The following is a 16,020-nucleotide window of genomic DNA, read 5'->3' on the forward strand; positions in this document are numbered from 1 at the left end:
TCGTTGTTACTGCTTTTTGTTGTCTACCAGTACCGCCAGCAAAATCACCACCGCTTTGACGATCATCTGGTAATAGGAGGATACACCTAACAAATTCAAACCATTATTGAGGAAACCAAGAATCAATGCGCCGATCAGCGTCCCAACAATGCGGCCTTTACCACCCGCCAGGCTGGTACCACCTAATACCACCGCGGCGATAGCATCCAGCTCATAGCCTGTACCTGCCGTCGGTTGTGCAGAGGAAAGACGCGCCACTTCAATGATGCCCGCCAGCGAAGCCAGCAGCCCACAGAGTGAATAGACGATAATTTTGATTTTACTGACGCTGATTCCGGACAGACGCGTTGCCGCTTCGTTACCGCCCAGCGCATAGATATAACGACCCAGACGCGTGTGGTGCAGCATGTACCACGCCGCGAGGAAAACAATCCCCATAATCCACACCGGCGTAGGGATGCCTAATGGACGACCAATCCCGAACCAGCCAAACAGATCGGCATTATCAGTAAAACCGGTGTTTACCGGACTGCCGTTGGTGTAGACCATGGTCACACCGCGCAGCAGCAGCATCATCACCAGGGTCGCGATAAACGCCTGCACGCGACCTTTCGCGACAATCACCCCGGTTACCGCGCCAATGGCAGCGCCGAGCGCCAGAGCAGCAGCAACAGCCACCAGCGCATTGACTTCAATCCCTACAATGGAAGCCGCAACCGCGCCGGTCAGCGCCAGTAAGGAACCGACGGACAGATCGATACCCGACGTCAGGATGACCAGAGTCATGCCGACCGCCATGATGGCGTTCACCGACGTTTGCTGAAGAATGTTGAACAGGTTATTAACGGTAAAAAAGTTGGGGCTCATGGTGGAAACAATCGCGATCAGCACTAACAGAGCGATAAGCGACTTTTGCTCCAGAAGCCATGCTTTAGTGAAATAACGGCGACCAGAAACAGCCTGGGTAGTCATCTTTTTTACTCCTGATTCACGCGATTAAGCTTGCCCACAGCGGCAGCCATTAATACTTCCTGAGTGGCCTGCTCGCGAGTGAATTCACCGCCGAGATGCCCTTCATGCATAACGATAATTCGATCGCTCATGCCCAATACTTCTGGCATCTCAGAAGAGACCAGAATGATACTCAGCCCATCAGCCTTAAACTGGTTGATAAGCTGATAGATTTCTTTCTTGGCCCCAACGTCAACGCCGCGCGTTGGTTCATCAAGGATCAGCACTTTTGGACGGGTCATCAGACCGCGCGCTATCGCTACTTTCTGCTGGTTACCGCCGGAGAGCAGGCCGATAGCCTGTTCCATCGATGGCGTTTTAACATTGAACAGGCGAATAAAATCTCCCACCGCCTGCTGCTCATCTTTATGTTTTAGGCTTCCGCCTGCACGGCTGAAATAGCGCAGCGCGGTCAGTGACATGTTCTCTTTCACCGACATACCGAGCACTAAACCATCGCGTTTACGGTCTTCAGAAATATAGACGATGCCGTTAGCCAGTCCATCCTGCGGCGAACGGGTAACCACTTCATGGCCATCAAGCGTGACGTAGCCGCTGGTGCGTGGCAATGCGCCGTACAACACTTTCATCAGCTCGGTACGTCCTGCACCCATCAACCCCGATACGCCAAGGATCTCGCCTTTACGCAGCGTGAATGACACATCGTTTACGCCAGGGCCGCACAAATTATCGACTTTCAGGCGAATATCACCCGGCGCTTTTTCCAGACGCGGGTACTGATCTTCCAGTTTACGTCCCACCATCATTTCAATCAGCGAGTCTTCGGTAAGCGATGCGACTTCACGCTCGGCAATAAACTGCCCGTCGCGAAAGACGGTTACGTCATCGCAAATCTCGAAGATCTCTTTCATGCGGTGAGAAATATAGACAATGCCGCGTCCCTGGGATTTCAGTTCGCGAATGACGCGGAACAGGGATTCGGTTTCAGTATCGGTGAGGGCATCCGTCGGTTCATCCATAATGATGACCTTCGATTCAAAGCTCAGCACTTTGGCGATTTCAACCATCTGCTGATCGCCTATCGACAGCTCACCGACCAGCCTGTCGCTTTTAAAGCGCAGATTGAGTTTGGCGAGCAGCAGATCGGCTTCGGCGTACATCTTCTTCCAGTCTATTTTGCCAAAGCGATTCACAAACTCGCGACCGAGAAAAATGTTCTCGGCAATAGTGAGTTGCGGGATCAGGTTCAGCTCCTGGTGGATGATACCGATTCCGGCTTCCTGGGAGGATTTCGGGCCGTTAAAGGTGGTCTCTTTACCCAGCCACAATAAGGAACCGGCATCACGGGTGTAGATTCCGGTCAGCACCTTCATCATGGTGGATTTGCCCGCGCCGTTTTCGCCCACCAGCGCCATTACGCGGCCTGGGTAGACATTCAGCGCGGCGCCGGATAGCGCTTTTACGCCCGGGAACGCTTTATCGATCCCTTTGAGTTGCAGTAATGCGTTCATGATGGCCTCAGAACGTGACGCCAGCACAGAGAATGATATTCGCATACGGAGAACATTCTCCGCTGCGAATTACCGCCTGACTGTCTGCGGTTTGTTTTTTGAATTGTTCATGCGTGGTGTAACGAATTTCTATGGTGTTTCCCTGGTGTTGTTGCAGTTGCTCAATGTGACTGAGCAACGTTTCGTGGAGTTGCGGATTATGTTGTTTAATTTCCGACGCGAGAATGGCCGCCTCGACCTGCATTTCACGTGTAACCACATCCAATACCTGCATAAAAGAAGGTACGCCCTGGGTTAATGCCATATCGATACGCGTTGTGCTGTTCGGGATGGGTAAACCTGCATCACACACCACCAGCGTATCGGTATGCCCCAGACGGGAGATCACCGATGAAATTTCAGAGTTGAGTACCGTGCCTTTCTTCATTTTCTTTCCCCACTAGCGAAACGTTTCGCTGAAGATAAGTGTAGTTCGAAGAGTGGACAGAAAACCACCGCGACGTTACGAAAATGTGATCACCATCGAAACGTTTCGCAAGGATTATCATGAGATGAAAAGAAAACTGAGAGGGGTCAAACAAAACGCCCCCTTTCACGATGAAAGAGGGCGTTAACAACATTAAATCTCGACCTGCGTACCGAGTTCAATAACCCGGTTCGGTGGGATTTCAAACTGGTCCGGCGCGCGCAGCGCATTGCGCTGTAGCAGCAGATACAGCTTGCCACGCAGGCGCAGATACCATGGTCGTTTGCCGACAATCAACGACTCGTGCGACATGAAGAAGGAGGTTTCCATCATCCGACAGCTTAAGCCTTCCAGACCGCAGCGGTGGAACACTTCTTCAACGTTTGGCGTTTCACGCCAACCGTAGCTGGCCACCACGCGCCAGAAGGTAGGCGACAATTGCTCAATCTGCACTCTACGTACATTGTGTACATAGGGCGCGTCTTCCGTACGCAGCGTCAGCAGAATAACGCGTTCATGCAGCACCTTGTTATGTTTCAGGTTATGCAGCAGCGCAAACGGGATGACGTTCAACGCACGGGACATATACACCGCCGTTCCTGGCACTCGCACCGGTGGGGATTTCTCCAGCGACGCAATCATCGCCTCCAGAGAGTTACCGTGCTCATGCATGCGACGCAACAGACGGAAGCGTTCGCTTTTCCAGGTCGTCATAATAGTGAACATCACCAGACCCAGCGAGAGCGGCAACCAGCCGCCTGAAACGAGCTTATCGAGGTTTGCAGAGAACAACGGAACATCGATGCACAGGAACGCAACCAGGATCAGGAAGACGAAGTATTTATTCCAGTGCCAGTTTTGCCGCGCCACGGTCGTCGACAGAATGGACGTCAGTACCATCGTTCCCGTTACCGCAATACCGTACGCAGCAGCCAGATTACTGGAGTGCTCAAAGCTCACGATCACAATAACCACGGCGAAATAAAGCATCCAGTTTACGAAAGGAATATAGATCTGACCCGATTCCATTTCTGAAGTATGGATAATCCGCATCGGCGATAAATACCCCAGACGCACAGCCTGGCGCGTCAGTGAGAATACGCCGGAAATAACCGCCTGCGAAGCGATTACCGTCGCCAGCGCGGCAAGGATCAGCAGCGGAATCAGCGCCCAGTCCGGTGCCAGCAGGAAGAACGGGTTTTTGATCGCTTCGGGATGCTTTAACAGCAATGCACCCTGACCAAAATAGTTCAAAACCAGCGAAGGCAATACGACGGAGAACCATGCAAGGCGAATCGGTAACTTACCGAAGTGGCCCATATCCGCATACAGCGCTTCAACACCGGTAATCGACAGCACCACCGCGCCCAGCGCAATAAAGGACAGCGTTTTGAATTCCAGGAAGAAATGAACAGCCCAATACGGATTTAGGGCATGCAACACTTCCGGATTTGCAATAATGCTGCGTACACCCAGCACGGCAAGTACCAGGAACCATATCAGCATAATCGGCGCAAACAGCTTACCGACCATGCCGGTACCGTGTTTTTGAATCAAAAACAGCAGGGTAAGTACGATTATAGAGAGAGGAACAATCCAGGTGTCCAGTTGTGGAGCAATAATCTCCAGACCTTCAATCGCCGACATCACCGAAATGGCTGGCGTAATCACCACCTCGCCATAGAAAAAGCTGCCGCCAATCAATCCCATAATCACCAGCATCGAGGTCGTTCGCGCCGACGTATTACGCCCGGCCAACGACATCAACGTCAGGATCCCACCTTCCCCGGCGTTATCAGCACGCATAACAAATGACAGATACTTAACGGAAACAACCAGAATCAGCAGCCAGAAAATCAGCGAGAGAAAACCAAACACGGCATCACGTTCAACGCCAAAACCAAACTGCCCGGACAAACATTCACGAAGCGTATAAAGTGGGCTGGTACCAATATCACCGTAGACAACCCCAATGGCCGCGAGGGTAATCGCAGACAATGATTGCTTATTATCAGTGCTCATAGACTCGTCTTTCGTTTATACACATCATCGTTCAAGCTACCTCCGCGTTGGCTGCATTCGTTATTCCGCCCATCCCAGGGAATAACTCCATTGCCGCCTTGGTGCAGCTTGATTGATATGGTGTATATATAAGAAATGTGTGCGTCGTCCCTTGGCCCACAAAAAGGCGCACAGTATGCACGATTAATCGCAAAATCGTACCCCTAAATGAGACCAGATTAATCTGGCTCAAAGAAAAATAAACGCGCCTTCAGTCTATTACAGCCCAGGGGCTAAACATCTATACTCGCTGTTTAACGCGGTACATTTGGCGAAAGGACGCCACTTCATTATGGCTCACCCACATTTATTAGCGGAAAGAATTTCCCGTCTGAGCAATGCGCTGGAAAAGGGACTTTATGAACGTAGTCACGCCATTCGCCTTTGTCTGCTGGCCGCGCTCAGCGGCGAGAGCGTCTTCTTATTAGGCCCTCCAGGGATAGCGAAAAGCTTAATCGCTCGCCGACTGAAGTTTGCCTTTAAAAATGCCCGTGCTTTCGAATATCTGATGACGCGCTTCTCGACACCTGAAGAGGTCTTTGGCCCGCTATCCATTCAGGCGCTTAAAGACGAAGGTCGATATGAGCGCTTAACAGCAGGCTATCTTCCTGAAGCCGAAATTGTTTTTCTCGATGAAATCTGGAAAGCAGGCCCGGCCATTCTCAACACCCTGCTGACCGCCATTAACGAACGCCACTTCCGCAACGGCGCACACGAGGAGAAAATCCCGATGCGCCTGCTGGTCGCGGCCTCCAACGAACTACCTGAAGCAGACAGCAGCCTGGAAGCATTGTACGACCGTATGCTGATTCGCCTGTGGCTGGATAAAGTACAGGACAAGGCCAACTTCCGGTCCATGCTGTTAAGCCAGCAGGATGAAAGTGACAACCCCGTTCCAACAACGTTACAAGTTACCGATGAAGAGTACTACCAGTGGCAAAAAGACATTGGCAAAATCACGCTTCCCGATCGTGTATTTGAATTGATTTTCACCCTGCGCCAGCAACTGGATGCGCTACCGAACGCCCCCTACGTATCTGACCGTCGCTGGAAAAAAGCAATCCGCTTACTCCAGGCCAGCGCCTTCTTTAGCGGGCGCGATGCCGTTGCGCCTATCGACCTTATTCTGCTGAAAGATTGCCTGTGGTATGACGCGCAAAGCCTGAATCTGATGCAGCAACAAATCGAAATATTGATGACCGGGCACGCCTGGCAGCAGCAGGCAATGTTGACTCGCCTTGGGGCAATAATGCAGCGTCGCATCCAGCTACAGCAGCAGCAAAGTGATAAAACGGCCTTCACGGTAATTCGTCAGGGTGGAATGTTCAGCCGCCGTCCTCATTATGATTTACCGCCGGAAGCCAACACTTCCGTACTGACGCTGCTACTGCAAAAACCCCTAAAACTGCACGATATGGAGGTTATCCATATTGCCTTTGAACGCGGCGCTCTGGAGCAGTGGCTGACTAAAGGCGGTGAGATCCGCGGAAAATTAAACGGTATCGGATTTGCCCAGACGCTGAATATGGAAGTCGACAGCGCTCAGCACCTGGTCGTGCGCGACGTCAGTTTGCAAGGTTCTCGCCTGGCACTAACCGGCGCATCAGAAGAAAGCATGCCCAGTGAGATAAAGCAGCAACTTGAAGCGCTCGACAACGAATGGCACCAGCAGCACAGCGAATTTAGTGAACAGCAAAAATGTCTGTTTATTCATAGTGACTGGTTAGGCCGCATTGAAGCCAGCCTGCAGGACGTCGGTACACAGATCCGACAGGCACAACAATGCTGACCCTTGATACGCTAAATATCATGCTGGCGGTCGGCGAAGAGGGGATGATTGAAGAGATGATCATCGCACTGCTGGCTTCCCCGCAGATGGCGGTCTTTTTCAAAAAATTTCCCCGGCTAAAAAAAGCGATTACTGACGATGTTCCCCGCTGGCGCGAAGCGTTACGTAACCGCCTCAAAGATACCCACGTACCGCCGGAGCTCACAGAAGAGGTCATGTGCTATCAGCAAAGTCAGCTCCTCTCCACTCCGCAGTTTATCGTCCAGCTACCGCAAATCTTAGCGCTCCTGCACCGACTCCACTCGCCATGGGCTGGGCAAGCGCAGCAACTGGTTGATGACAACAGTACTTTTACGCCTGCACTGCATACACTCTTTCTCCAGCGCTGGCGCCTGAGCCTGGTGGTGCAAACCACCACGCTTAATCAGCAGCTACTGGAAGAAGAACGCGAACAGTTGCTCAGTGAAGTGCAGGAACGGATGACGCTCAGTGGCCAACTGGAACCTGTGCTGGCGGAAAATGACAACGCAGCGGGTCGTTTGTGGGACATGAGCGCAGGTCAAATCAAGCGCGGTGATTATCAGCTAATGGTGAAATACGGTGAATTTCTGACGCAACAACCCGAACTCCAGCGCCTGGCCGAGCAGTTAGGTCGTTCCAGAGAGGCGAAATCCGTGCCGCGTAAAGATGCGCCAATGGAAACCTTCCGTACCCTGGTGCGCGAACCGGCAACCGTCCCGGAGCAGGTGGATGGCATCCAGCAAAGTGACGATATCCTGCGCCTGCTACCGCCAGAACTGGCCACGTTGGGCATTACCGAACTGGAATACGAGTTCTACCGCCGGCTGGTGGAAAAGCAACTGCTGACCTACCGCCTGCACGGCGAAGCATGGCGTGAGAAGGTAACAGAACGTCCGGTGGTGCATCAGGATTTTGACGAGCAGCCGCGCGGACCTTTTATCGTCTGCGTTGATACATCAGGATCGATGGGCGGATTTAATGAGCAGTGTGCGAAAGCCTTTTGCCTGGCGCTAATGCGCGTCGCCCTTGCCGATAACCGGCGCTGTTTCATTATGCTGTTTTCAACAGAAGTCGTGCGCTATGAGCTATCCGGTCCGGAGGGTATCGAACAGGCGATCCGCTTTTTAAGTCAGCGCTTTCGTGGCGGTACAGATATCGCCAGCTGTTTTCGCGCCATTATTGAACGCATGCAGGGTCGGGAATGGTTTGATGCCGATGCGGTGGTGATCTCAGATTTTATCGCTCAGCGATTACCTGATGAAGTTGTCAATAAAGTGGGGGAATTGCAGCGAGTGCACCAGCATCGTTTTCATGCTGTGGCGATGTCTGCACATGGCAAACCCGGCATCATGCGCATTTTCGATCATATCTGGCGCTTTGATACCGGGATGCGAAGCCGCCTGCTCAGACGCTGGCGGCGTTAATTTTTACAGCAGAGATGCGACGCTTTCACGGACCTGTGCAGGCCACACACCGCACTGAACCTGGCCAATGTGCGGCAACTGCAGCAGCAGCATCGTCAGGCGTGATTGCCCAATACCGCCACCAATGGTCTGCGGCATTTCACCGCGCAGCAGTGCCTGGTGCCACTCCAGACTCAGGCGATCTTCATCACCGGTCAGAGCAAGCTGGTGTTTCAGCGCATCGGCATCCACGCGGATCCCCATAGAAGACAGCTCAAACGCATCTTCCAGAACCGGGTTCCAGACCAGAATATCACCGTTCAGACCGGCATGACCCAGTTCGGACGCTGAACTCCAGTCATCATAATCCGGAGCACGAACGTCATGACGGTGGCCGTCACTAAGTTTGCCGCCGATCCCGACCAGGAACACCGCGCCCAGCTCTTTTGCGATCGCACGTTCACGACCTTTTGCGTCAAGCTCCGGATAACGAGATAACAGCTCCTGGCTATGCACAAAGTGGATCTGCTCTGGCAGGAACGGTGCCAGACCAAATTCTTTGCTTACCGCAGCTTCGGTGGCCTTAATTCCCGCCCAGATAGCCTCTACCGTGCTTTTCAGAGTGGAAAATTGACGCTCACCGTCGCCCATCACGCGCTCCCAGTCCCACTGATCAACATACACTGAGTGCAGCGGGGAGAGGCGATCTTCATCGGGACGCAGGGCCTTCATGTGCGTGTACAGCCCTTCGCCTGCGCTAAAGTCGTGTTGTCCTAACGTTTGACGCTTCCACTTCGCCAGGGAATGAACCACTTCGAATTGAGCGTCCGGCAATGCTTTAACCTTCACCTGCACCGCTTTTTCACAGCCCGACAAGTTATCCTGCGTGCCATCTCCTACGCGGCTGAGGATCGGTGCCTGAACTTCGATCAGACCTAAACGCTCTTCCAGCTGGCGAGAAAAATGAGATTTTACGAAGCTAATTTGACGTTGTTTGGCAATGTAAGCGGTTTTCATTATGTGTACTCCTGTGTCCTGTTGCCTATGATTAAGCAACAGAATGGAGGTAATATTCAATAATCCACAAACAAAAAGCCGACTTCAATTTTGATTCGTTAAAAATAACGTCTAAAATAGAGTGAATCATTAATCTACATAAGAAAAACCTATGGAAAATTATCAGATCGACAATCTGGACCGCGGCATTCTTGACGCCCTGATGGAAAATGCCCGTACCGCCTACGCTGAATTAGCTAAACAGTTCGGCGTCAGCCCGGGGACAATTCACGTTCGTGTAGAAAAGATGAAGCAGGCTGGGATTATTACCGGTGCGCGAATTGATGTCAGTCCAAAACAACTGGGCTATGACGTCGGCTGCTTTATCGGCATTATCCTGAAAAGTGCAAAAGACTATCCGTCAGCGCTGGCCAGACTGGAAAGTCTCGATGAAGTGACCGAGGCGTATTACACCACCGGGCACTACAGCATCTTTATTAAGGTAATGTGTAAATCTATCGATGCCCTGCAACAGGTACTTATCAACAAGATCCAAACAATTGATGAAATTCAGTCCACTGAAACCTTGATCGTCTTGCAGAACCCTATCATGCGTACCATCAAGCCCTGATCGCTTTTTTTAATCCCCTATTTTTCCACAGGTAGATCCCAACTCGCTCACAGCGTACAATGCTGCCTCTTCATCGAGGTAGCGATCAATGGCAGATATCACTCTTATCAGCGGCAGCACGCTTGGCAGTGCGGAATATGTAGCAGAACATCTGGCAGAAAAGCTGGATGACGCCGGTTTTTCCAGCGAAATACTGCATGGACCGATGCTCGACGAGGTTCCGACTCAAGGGGTTTGGCTGGTTATCAGCTCAACGCACGGTGCGGGAGACATTCCGGATAACCTGCAACCTTTATATGACGCATTGCGTGAGCAGAAACCGGATCTTTCGCAGGTACGCTTTGGTGCCATCGGCATTGGTAGCCGCGAATATGACACGTTCTGCGGTGCGATTGACAAGCTGGAAGCTGAACTGAAGGCCTGCGGGGCGAAACAGATCGGTGAAACGCTCAGGATCAACGTACTGGAACATGAGATTCCGGAAGATCCGGCAGAGATTTGGCTGGGATCCTGGCATCCATTGCTCAGAGATTTGTAAAGATCGTACTTTTTTATGTGGATAACTCTGGTTAAAAGCTTGGATCAACCGGTAGTTATCCAAAGAATAACTGTTGTTCAGTTTTTGAGTTGTGTATAACCCTTCATTCTGATCCCAGCTTATACGGACCAGGATCACCGATCATTCACAGCTAATGATCCTCAACAACCCGTTGATCTCATTCAAAGGATCGCCCTTATCCACAGATAGTTGCGATCCTAATAAGAGATCACAATAAAACAGATCTCTAAATAAAAAGATCTTCTTTTTAATACCCAGGATCCGAGGTCTTTCTCCATCGACTAAAGTTGAGTAGAATCCACGGCCCGGGCTTCAATCCATTTTCACACCGCGTTATGCGAGGCAATTACCATGTTTTATCAGGATCCTTTTGACGTCATCATCATTGGCGGGGGTCATGCAGGCACCGAGGCTGCAATGGCCGCGGCGCGAATGGGTCAACAGACCCTGCTGTTGACACACAATATCGACACTCTGGGACAGATGAGCTGTAACCCGGCGATTGGCGGCATTGGGAAGGGACACCTGGTAAAAGAAGTGGATGCACTTGGCGGCCTGATGGCAACCGCAATTGACCATGCTGGTATCCAGTTTAGAATACTAAACGCCAGCAAAGGCCCGGCAGTTCGCGCCACCCGTGCTCAGGCGGATCGCGTGCTCTATCGTCAGGCTGTACGTACTGCGTTGGAGAACCAGCCGAATCTGATGATCTTCCAGCAAGCGGTTGAAGATCTGATTGTTGAAAACGATCGTGTCGTGGGCGCAGTGACCCAAATGGGTCTGAAGTTCCGTGCCAAAGCGGTTGTATTAACCGTAGGGACTTTCCTCGACGGGAAAATTCACATTGGTCTGGACAACTACAGCGGTGGCCGTGCTGGCGATCCGCCGTCTATCCCACTGTCACGTCGCCTGCGTGAGCTACCGCTACGCGTTAGCCGTCTGAAAACCGGCACACCGCCGCGTATAGATGCGCGTACCATCGATTTCAGCGTACTTGGCCAGCAAAACAGCGATAACCCAATGCCGGTCTTTTCGTTCCTGGGCGATGTATCTCAACATCCGCGCCAGATGCCGTGCTACATCACGCATACTAACGAGAAAACCCATGATGTGATCCGTAATAACCTCGATCGTAGCCCGATGTATGCTGGCGTGATCGAAGGTATCGGCCCACGTTACTGCCCGTCGATCGAAGACAAAGTGATGCGCTTTGCCGATCGTAACCAGCACCAGATCTTCCTTGAACCGGAAGGACTGACGTCTAACGAAATTTACCCGAACGGTATTTCCACCAGCCTGCCGTTTGACGTGCAGATGCAAATTGTCCGCTCCATGCAGGGGATGGAAAATGCCAAAATTGTCCGTCCTGGCTATGCTATTGAATATGATTTCTTCGATCCACGCGATCTGAAGCCAACCCTGGAAAGTAAGTTCATTCAAGGTCTGTTCTTTGCTGGTCAGATTAACGGTACAACCGGTTACGAAGAAGCCGCTGCGCAAGGTTTGCTGGCGGGTCTGAACGCCGCACGCTTGTCCGCTGACAAAGAGGGGTGGGCACCTGCGCGTTCTCAGGCCTATCTTGGTGTGCTGGTGGATGACCTGTGTACGCTGGGCACCAAAGAACCGTACCGCATGTTTACTTCGCGTGCAGAATACCGTTTGATGCTGCGCGAAGATAACGCCGATCTCCGTCTGACCGAAATTGGTCGTGAACTGGGTCTGGTGGGGGATGAACGCTGGGCGCGCTTCAATGAAAAACTGGAACGCATCGAACAAGAACGCCAGCGTCTGAAATCTACCTGGGTGAACCCGCTTGCCGAATCTGCAGCAGAAGTGAATGCTCACCTTGCGACACCTCTGTCACGCGAGGCCAGTGGTGAAGATCTGCTGCGTCGTCCGGACATGACCTATGCACAGCTGACGTCATTGTCTGTATTTGCACCCGCGCTTGATGATCCTCAGGCGGCTGAACAGGTTGAAATTCAGGTTAAGTACGAAGGTTATATTGCCCGTCAGCAGGATGAAATCGAAAGACAACAGCGTAACGAGAATACGTTGCTGCCTGCGACTCTGGATTATCGTCAGGTTTCCGGTTTGTCGAATGAAGTTATTGCCAAGCTGAACGATCACAAACCGGTATCAATCGGCCAGGCATCGCGCATTTCAGGTGTCACGCCTGCCGCCATCTCCATTCTGCTGGTTTGGCTGAAAAAACAAGGTATGCTGCGCCGTAGCGCTTAATCACACTATTTGGGCGGGGGCGTTTCGCTTGCCCGCCCTGCAAATTTGTCGACCCGATAAGCTATAGCGTATCGGGTCATTGATTATTAACAGGTAACGACCGTGCTCAACAAACTCTCTCGTCTGCTGGCTGATGCTGGTATTTCTCTTACCGATCACCAGAAAAATCAGCTGATTGCGTATGTCGATATGCTGCATAAATGGAATAAAGCGTACAACCTGACATCGGTGCGGGATCCCAACGAAATGCTGGTGCGCCATATTCTGGACAGCATTGTTGTCGCCCCCCATCTGCAAGGCGAGCGTTTTATTGATGTCGGCACGGGACCGGGCTTACCAGGAATTCCTCTTTCTATCGTGCGTCCTGAGGCGCATTTTACTCTGCTGGATAGTCTGGGAAAACGCGTACGTTTTCTGCGTCAGGTACAACATGAACTTAAACTGGATAACATCACTCCAGTGCAAAGCAGGGTAGAAGAATTCCCTTCCGAGCCGCCTTTTGATGGCGTGATAAGTCGTGCTTTTGCGTCTCTTAACGACATGCTGAGCTGGTGCCACCATTTACCTGGTCAAAACGGGCGTTTTTATGCTTTAAAAGGGCAATTACCGGAAGATGAGATCGCCACATTGCCTGCGGCGTTCAGCGTCGAATCAGTTGTAAAATTACGGGTTCCACAACTGGATGGTGAGCGTCATTTGGTAGTTATTAAGCCAAACAAAATTTAATTTTTATCAAAAAAAATAGAAAAAAAACGGCTCTTCAGGTGTTAAAAGTCATAGGGAATAGTGTGGTTAAATGTCGTTACATTTCACTAATGTCTTACGGTTTTGCATCATAACTATAACGTACCGTTTTTTGTTAAAAGTGAAACAAGTCAACTGTGAAAATATCAGCCTGCTAAAAATAGAATCAAAGAATCACCGCTTGTGTTAATTTTTTATTATAAATGTCAATGGGTGGTTTTTTTGTTGTTATTCGCTATTTTTAAAACAGTAACGGATTTTAGGCTTAAATATCAAAAAGTTGAAATGGCATCATTTGCCAAGTAAATAAATAGTGCAGGGGCGAATATGCTTAATATGTGATCTGGTGCACGCTTTGCAGCCAGTGTTTACGCGGCTTTTGCAGTTTTGCATGATCGTTCACAGTTTGCCGAAAAGTAATAAATGTGGCCTGGAGAAAAATATTTAAACATTTATTCACTTTTTAGCTACTTATTGTTTGAAATCACGAAGCCGCACCGTATAATTTGACCGCTTTTTGATGCTTGACTCTAAGCCATAAAGAACGTTTTATACGACACGCGGCATACCTCGAAGGGAGCAGGAGTAAAAACGTGATGTCTATGTCGCTCTTGAGTCGAAACGTTGCTCGTAAGCTTTTGCTCACACAGCTTCTGGCGGTAATAGCAAGTGGATTGCTGTTTAGCCTCAAAGACCCTTTCTGGGGCGTCTCCGCATTGTGCGGGGGATTGGCAGTGTTACTGCCTAATATGTTGTTTATGATATTTGCCTGGCGTCACCAGGCACATACACCAGCAAAGGGCCGAGTGGCCTGGACGTTCGCTTTCGGCGAAGCCTTCAAGGTGTTAGCTATGCTGGTTTTGCTTGTGGTGGCGTTGGCGGTTTTGAAGGCGGTGTTCTTACCGCTGATCGTTACGTGGGTTTTGGTGCTGGTGGTTCAGATACTGGCACCGGCTGTAATTAACAACAAAGGGTAAAAGGCATCATGGCTTCTGAAAATATGACGCCGCAGGAATACATAGGGCACCATCTGAATAACCTTCAGTTGGACCTGCGTACTTTCTCGCTGGTAGATCCGCATAACCCCCCAGCCACCTTCTGGACGCTCAATATTGACTCCATGTTCTTCTCGGTGGTGCTGGGTCTGTTGTTCCTGCTTATGTTCCGTAGCGTTGCTAAAAAGGCAACCAGCGGCGTACCAGGGAAATTTCAGACCGCGATTGAGTTGGTAATCGGCTTTGTTCATGGCAGTGTCAAAGACATGTACCATGGCAAAAGCAAGGTTATCGCACCGCTTGCCCTGACGATCTTCGTTTGGGTCTTCCTGATGAACCTGATGGATTTACTGCCAATCGACCTGCTGCCGTATATTGCTGAGCATATACTGGGCCTGCCGGCGCTGCGCGTGGTTCCGTCTGCGGACGTAAACATCACCCTGTCGATGGCGCTGGGCGTGTTTATCCTGATTCTGTTCTACAGCATCAAAATGAAAGGCATCGGCGGCTTCGCGAAAGAGTTGACGCTGCAGCCGTTCAATCACTGGGCGTTCATTCCTGTCAACTTAATCCTTGAAGGGGTAAGCCTACTGTCCAAACCAGTTTCTCTTGGTCTGCGACTGTTCGGCAACATGTACGCTGGTGAGCTGATTTTCATTCTGATTGCTGGTCTGTTGCCGTGGTGGTCACAGTGGATTCTGAATGTGCCGTGGGCCATTTTCCACATACTGATTATCACGCTGCAAGCCTTCATCTTCATGGTTCTGACGATTGTCTATCTGTCGATGGCGTCTGAAGAGCATTAATTTACCAACACTACTACGTTTTAACTGAAACAAACTGGAGACTGTCATGGAAAACCTGAATATGGATCTGCTGTACATGGCTGCCGCTGTGATGATGGGTCTGGCGGCAATCGGTGCTGCGATCGGTATCGGCATCCTCGGGGGTAAATTCCTGGAAGGCGCAGCGCGTCAACCTGATCTGATTCCTCTGCTGCGTACTCAGTTCTTTATCGTTATGGGTCTGGTGGATGCTATCCCGATGATCGCTGTAGGTCTGGGTCTGTACGTGATGTTCGCTGTCGCGTAGTAAGCGTTGCTTGAATTAAGAGCAATATCAGAACGTTAACTAGATAGAGGCATTGTGCTGTGAATCTTAACGCAACAATCCTCGGCCAGGCCATCGCGTTTGTCCTGTTCGTTCTGTTCTGCATGAAGTACGTATGGCCGCCATTAATGGCAGCCATCGAAAAACGTCAAAAAGAAATTGCTGACGGTCTTGCTTCTGCTGAACGAGCACATAAGGATCTTGACCTTGCAAAGGCCAGCGCGACTGACCAGCTGAAAAAAGCGAAGGCGGAAGCTCAGGTAATTATCGAGCAGGCAAACAAACGCCGTGCTCAGATCCTGGACGAAGCTAAAACTGAAGCAGAGCAGGAACGTACTAAAATCGTGGCACAAGCGCAGGCGGAAATTGACGCCGAGCGTAAACGTGCTCGCGAAGAGCTGCGTAAGCAAGTTGCTGTCCTGGCTGTTGCTGGCGCCGAGAAGATCATCGAACGTTCCGTGGATGAAGCTGCTAACAGCGACATCGTGGACAAACTTGTCGCTGAACTGTAAGGAGGGAGG

At 50.9% G+C, this 16,020-nt stretch carries 15 protein-coding genes; 10 read left to right on the forward strand and 5 right to left on the reverse strand.

Translation table 11 applies throughout. From position 1 onward, the window contains the following. Positions 1-6: 6 nt before the first annotated feature. The 4 genes from rbsC to kup all read right to left on the reverse strand — a co-directional run bounded on the left by rbsC (position 7) and on the right by kup (position 4,971). The gene (gene rbsC, locus G8S19_RS22230) at positions 7-972 is read right to left on the reverse strand and encodes a ribose ABC transporter permease (RefSeq protein ID WP_003826999.1); all 966 of its coding nucleotides are present in this window, start codon (positions 970-972) and stop codon (positions 7-9) included. A gap of 5 nt (positions 973-977) precedes the next feature. Beyond that, the gene (rbsA, locus tag G8S19_RS22235; RefSeq protein WP_003023764.1) at positions 978-2,483 is read right to left on the reverse strand and encodes a ribose ABC transporter ATP-binding protein RbsA; all 1,506 of its coding nucleotides are present in this window, start codon (positions 2,481-2,483) and stop codon (positions 978-980) included. A gap of 7 nt (positions 2,484-2,490) precedes the next feature. Beyond that, the gene (gene rbsD / locus G8S19_RS22240; RefSeq protein ID WP_003023766.1) at positions 2,491-2,910 is read right to left on the reverse strand and encodes a D-ribose pyranase; all 420 of its coding nucleotides are present in this window, start codon (positions 2,908-2,910) and stop codon (positions 2,491-2,493) included. Between the two features lie 192 nt (positions 2,911-3,102). Then, positions 3,103-4,971 (reverse strand): low affinity potassium transporter Kup, encoded by a 1,869-nt coding sequence (kup, locus tag G8S19_RS22245; protein ID WP_048213793.1) that lies wholly within the window; start codon positions 4,969-4,971, stop codon positions 3,103-3,105. A 331-nt stretch (positions 4,972-5,302) separates the two neighbouring features. On the opposite strand from kup, the gene ravA reads away from it, so the two are divergent. Then, complete coding sequence (gene ravA, locus G8S19_RS22250; RefSeq protein WP_124021880.1) at positions 5,303-6,799, forward strand: ATPase RavA; 1,497 nt, start codon at positions 5,303-5,305, stop codon at positions 6,797-6,799. Further along, positions 6,793-8,244: an ATPase RavA stimulator ViaA gene (viaA, locus tag G8S19_RS22255; protein ID WP_061066900.1), complete on the forward strand. Its 1,452-nt coding sequence runs from the start codon at positions 6,793-6,795 to the stop codon at positions 8,242-8,244. The genes ravA and viaA overlap by 7 nt, the downstream gene beginning before the upstream one ends. Before the next feature lie 3 nt (positions 8,245-8,247). Here viaA and asnA read toward each other — a convergent pair whose 3' ends face one another. Further along, positions 8,248-9,240, reverse strand: coding sequence for an aspartate--ammonia ligase (gene asnA, locus G8S19_RS22260; RefSeq protein ID WP_101742136.1), 993 nt, complete (start codon positions 9,238-9,240; stop codon positions 8,248-8,250). A 151-nt stretch (positions 9,241-9,391) separates the two neighbouring features. On the opposite strand from asnA, the gene asnC reads away from it, so the two are divergent. The 8 genes from asnC (at position 9,392) to atpF (ending at position 16,011) form a co-directional block, all read left to right on the forward strand. Next, entirely contained in the window at positions 9,392-9,850 is a 459-nt protein-coding gene (gene asnC / locus G8S19_RS22265; RefSeq protein WP_003023780.1) for a transcriptional regulator AsnC, read from the forward strand. A gap of 88 nt (positions 9,851-9,938) precedes the next feature. Then, entirely contained in the window at positions 9,939-10,388 is a 450-nt protein-coding gene (mioC, locus tag G8S19_RS22270) for an FMN-binding protein MioC (protein ID WP_048213790.1), read from the forward strand. A gap of 372 nt (positions 10,389-10,760) precedes the next feature. After that, positions 10,761-12,650, forward strand: a complete 1,890-nt coding sequence (mnmG, locus tag G8S19_RS22275; RefSeq protein ID WP_061066899.1) for a tRNA uridine-5-carboxymethylaminomethyl(34) synthesis enzyme MnmG — start codon at positions 10,761-10,763, stop codon at positions 12,648-12,650. 102 nt (positions 12,651-12,752) lie between these two features. After that, a complete protein-coding gene (gene rsmG, locus G8S19_RS22280; RefSeq protein ID WP_048213788.1) occupies positions 12,753-13,376 on the forward strand; it encodes a 16S rRNA (guanine(527)-N(7))-methyltransferase RsmG in 624 nt (207 codons plus the stop codon). Positions 13,377-13,990: 614 nt separating this feature from the next. Then, a complete protein-coding gene (gene atpI / locus G8S19_RS22285) occupies positions 13,991-14,371 on the forward strand; it encodes a F0F1 ATP synthase subunit I (RefSeq protein ID WP_124021881.1) in 381 nt (126 codons plus the stop codon). 8 nt (positions 14,372-14,379) lie between these two features. Continuing rightward, positions 14,380-15,195: a F0F1 ATP synthase subunit A gene (atpB, locus tag G8S19_RS22290; protein WP_005121454.1), complete on the forward strand. Its 816-nt coding sequence runs from the start codon at positions 14,380-14,382 to the stop codon at positions 15,193-15,195. Between the two features lie 46 nt (positions 15,196-15,241). After that, on the forward strand, positions 15,242-15,481 hold the full coding sequence (gene atpE / locus G8S19_RS22295; protein WP_000429386.1) for a F0F1 ATP synthase subunit C: 240 nt from the start codon (positions 15,242-15,244) through the stop codon (positions 15,479-15,481). A gap of 59 nt (positions 15,482-15,540) precedes the next feature. Beyond that, positions 15,541-16,011 carry a F0F1 ATP synthase subunit B gene (gene atpF / locus G8S19_RS22300; RefSeq protein ID WP_040232304.1) on the forward strand — a complete coding sequence of 157 codons (471 nt, stop codon included), beginning with the start codon at positions 15,541-15,543 and terminating at the stop codon, positions 16,009-16,011. Positions 16,012-16,020: the final 9 nt, after the last annotated feature.

Source organism: Citrobacter sp. SX206 (genome assembly GCF_024181025.1).
Classification (GTDB): Bacteria; Pseudomonadota; Gammaproteobacteria; order Enterobacterales; family Enterobacteriaceae; genus Citrobacter; species Citrobacter youngae.

Excerpts from the sequence above, each read along its gene's own strand:
- asnC (WP_003023780.1), top strand. The coding sequence starts at position 9,392 with ATGGAAAATTATCAGATCGACAATCTGGACCGCGGCATTCTTGACGCC.
- asnA (WP_101742136.1), bottom strand. The coding sequence starts at position 9,240 with ATGAAAACCGCTTACATTGCCAAACAACGTCAAATTAGCTTCGTAAAA.
- mnmG (WP_061066899.1), top strand. The coding sequence starts at position 10,761 with ATGTTTTATCAGGATCCTTTTGACGTCATCATCATTGGCGGGGGTCAT.
- rbsD (WP_003023766.1), bottom strand. The coding sequence starts at position 2,910 with ATGAAGAAAGGCACGGTACTCAACTCTGAAATTTCATCGGTGATCTCC.
- ravA (WP_124021880.1), top strand. The coding sequence starts at position 5,303 with ATGGCTCACCCACATTTATTAGCGGAAAGAATTTCCCGTCTGAGCAAT.
- viaA (WP_061066900.1), top strand. The coding sequence starts at position 6,793 with ATGCTGACCCTTGATACGCTAAATATCATGCTGGCGGTCGGCGAAGAG.
- kup (WP_048213793.1), bottom strand. The coding sequence starts at position 4,971 with ATGAGCACTGATAATAAGCAATCATTGTCTGCGATTACCCTCGCGGCC.
- rbsC (WP_003826999.1), bottom strand. The coding sequence starts at position 972 with ATGACTACCCAGGCTGTTTCTGGTCGCCGTTATTTCACTAAAGCATGG.
- atpI (WP_124021881.1), top strand. The coding sequence starts at position 13,991 with ATGTCTATGTCGCTCTTGAGTCGAAACGTTGCTCGTAAGCTTTTGCTC.
- atpB (WP_005121454.1), top strand. The coding sequence starts at position 14,380 with ATGGCTTCTGAAAATATGACGCCGCAGGAATACATAGGGCACCATCTG.
- rbsA (WP_003023764.1), bottom strand. The coding sequence starts at position 2,483 with ATGAACGCATTACTGCAACTCAAAGGGATCGATAAAGCGTTCCCGGGC.
- atpE (WP_000429386.1), top strand. The coding sequence starts at position 15,242 with ATGGAAAACCTGAATATGGATCTGCTGTACATGGCTGCCGCTGTGATG.
- mioC (WP_048213790.1), top strand. The coding sequence starts at position 9,939 with ATGGCAGATATCACTCTTATCAGCGGCAGCACGCTTGGCAGTGCGGAA.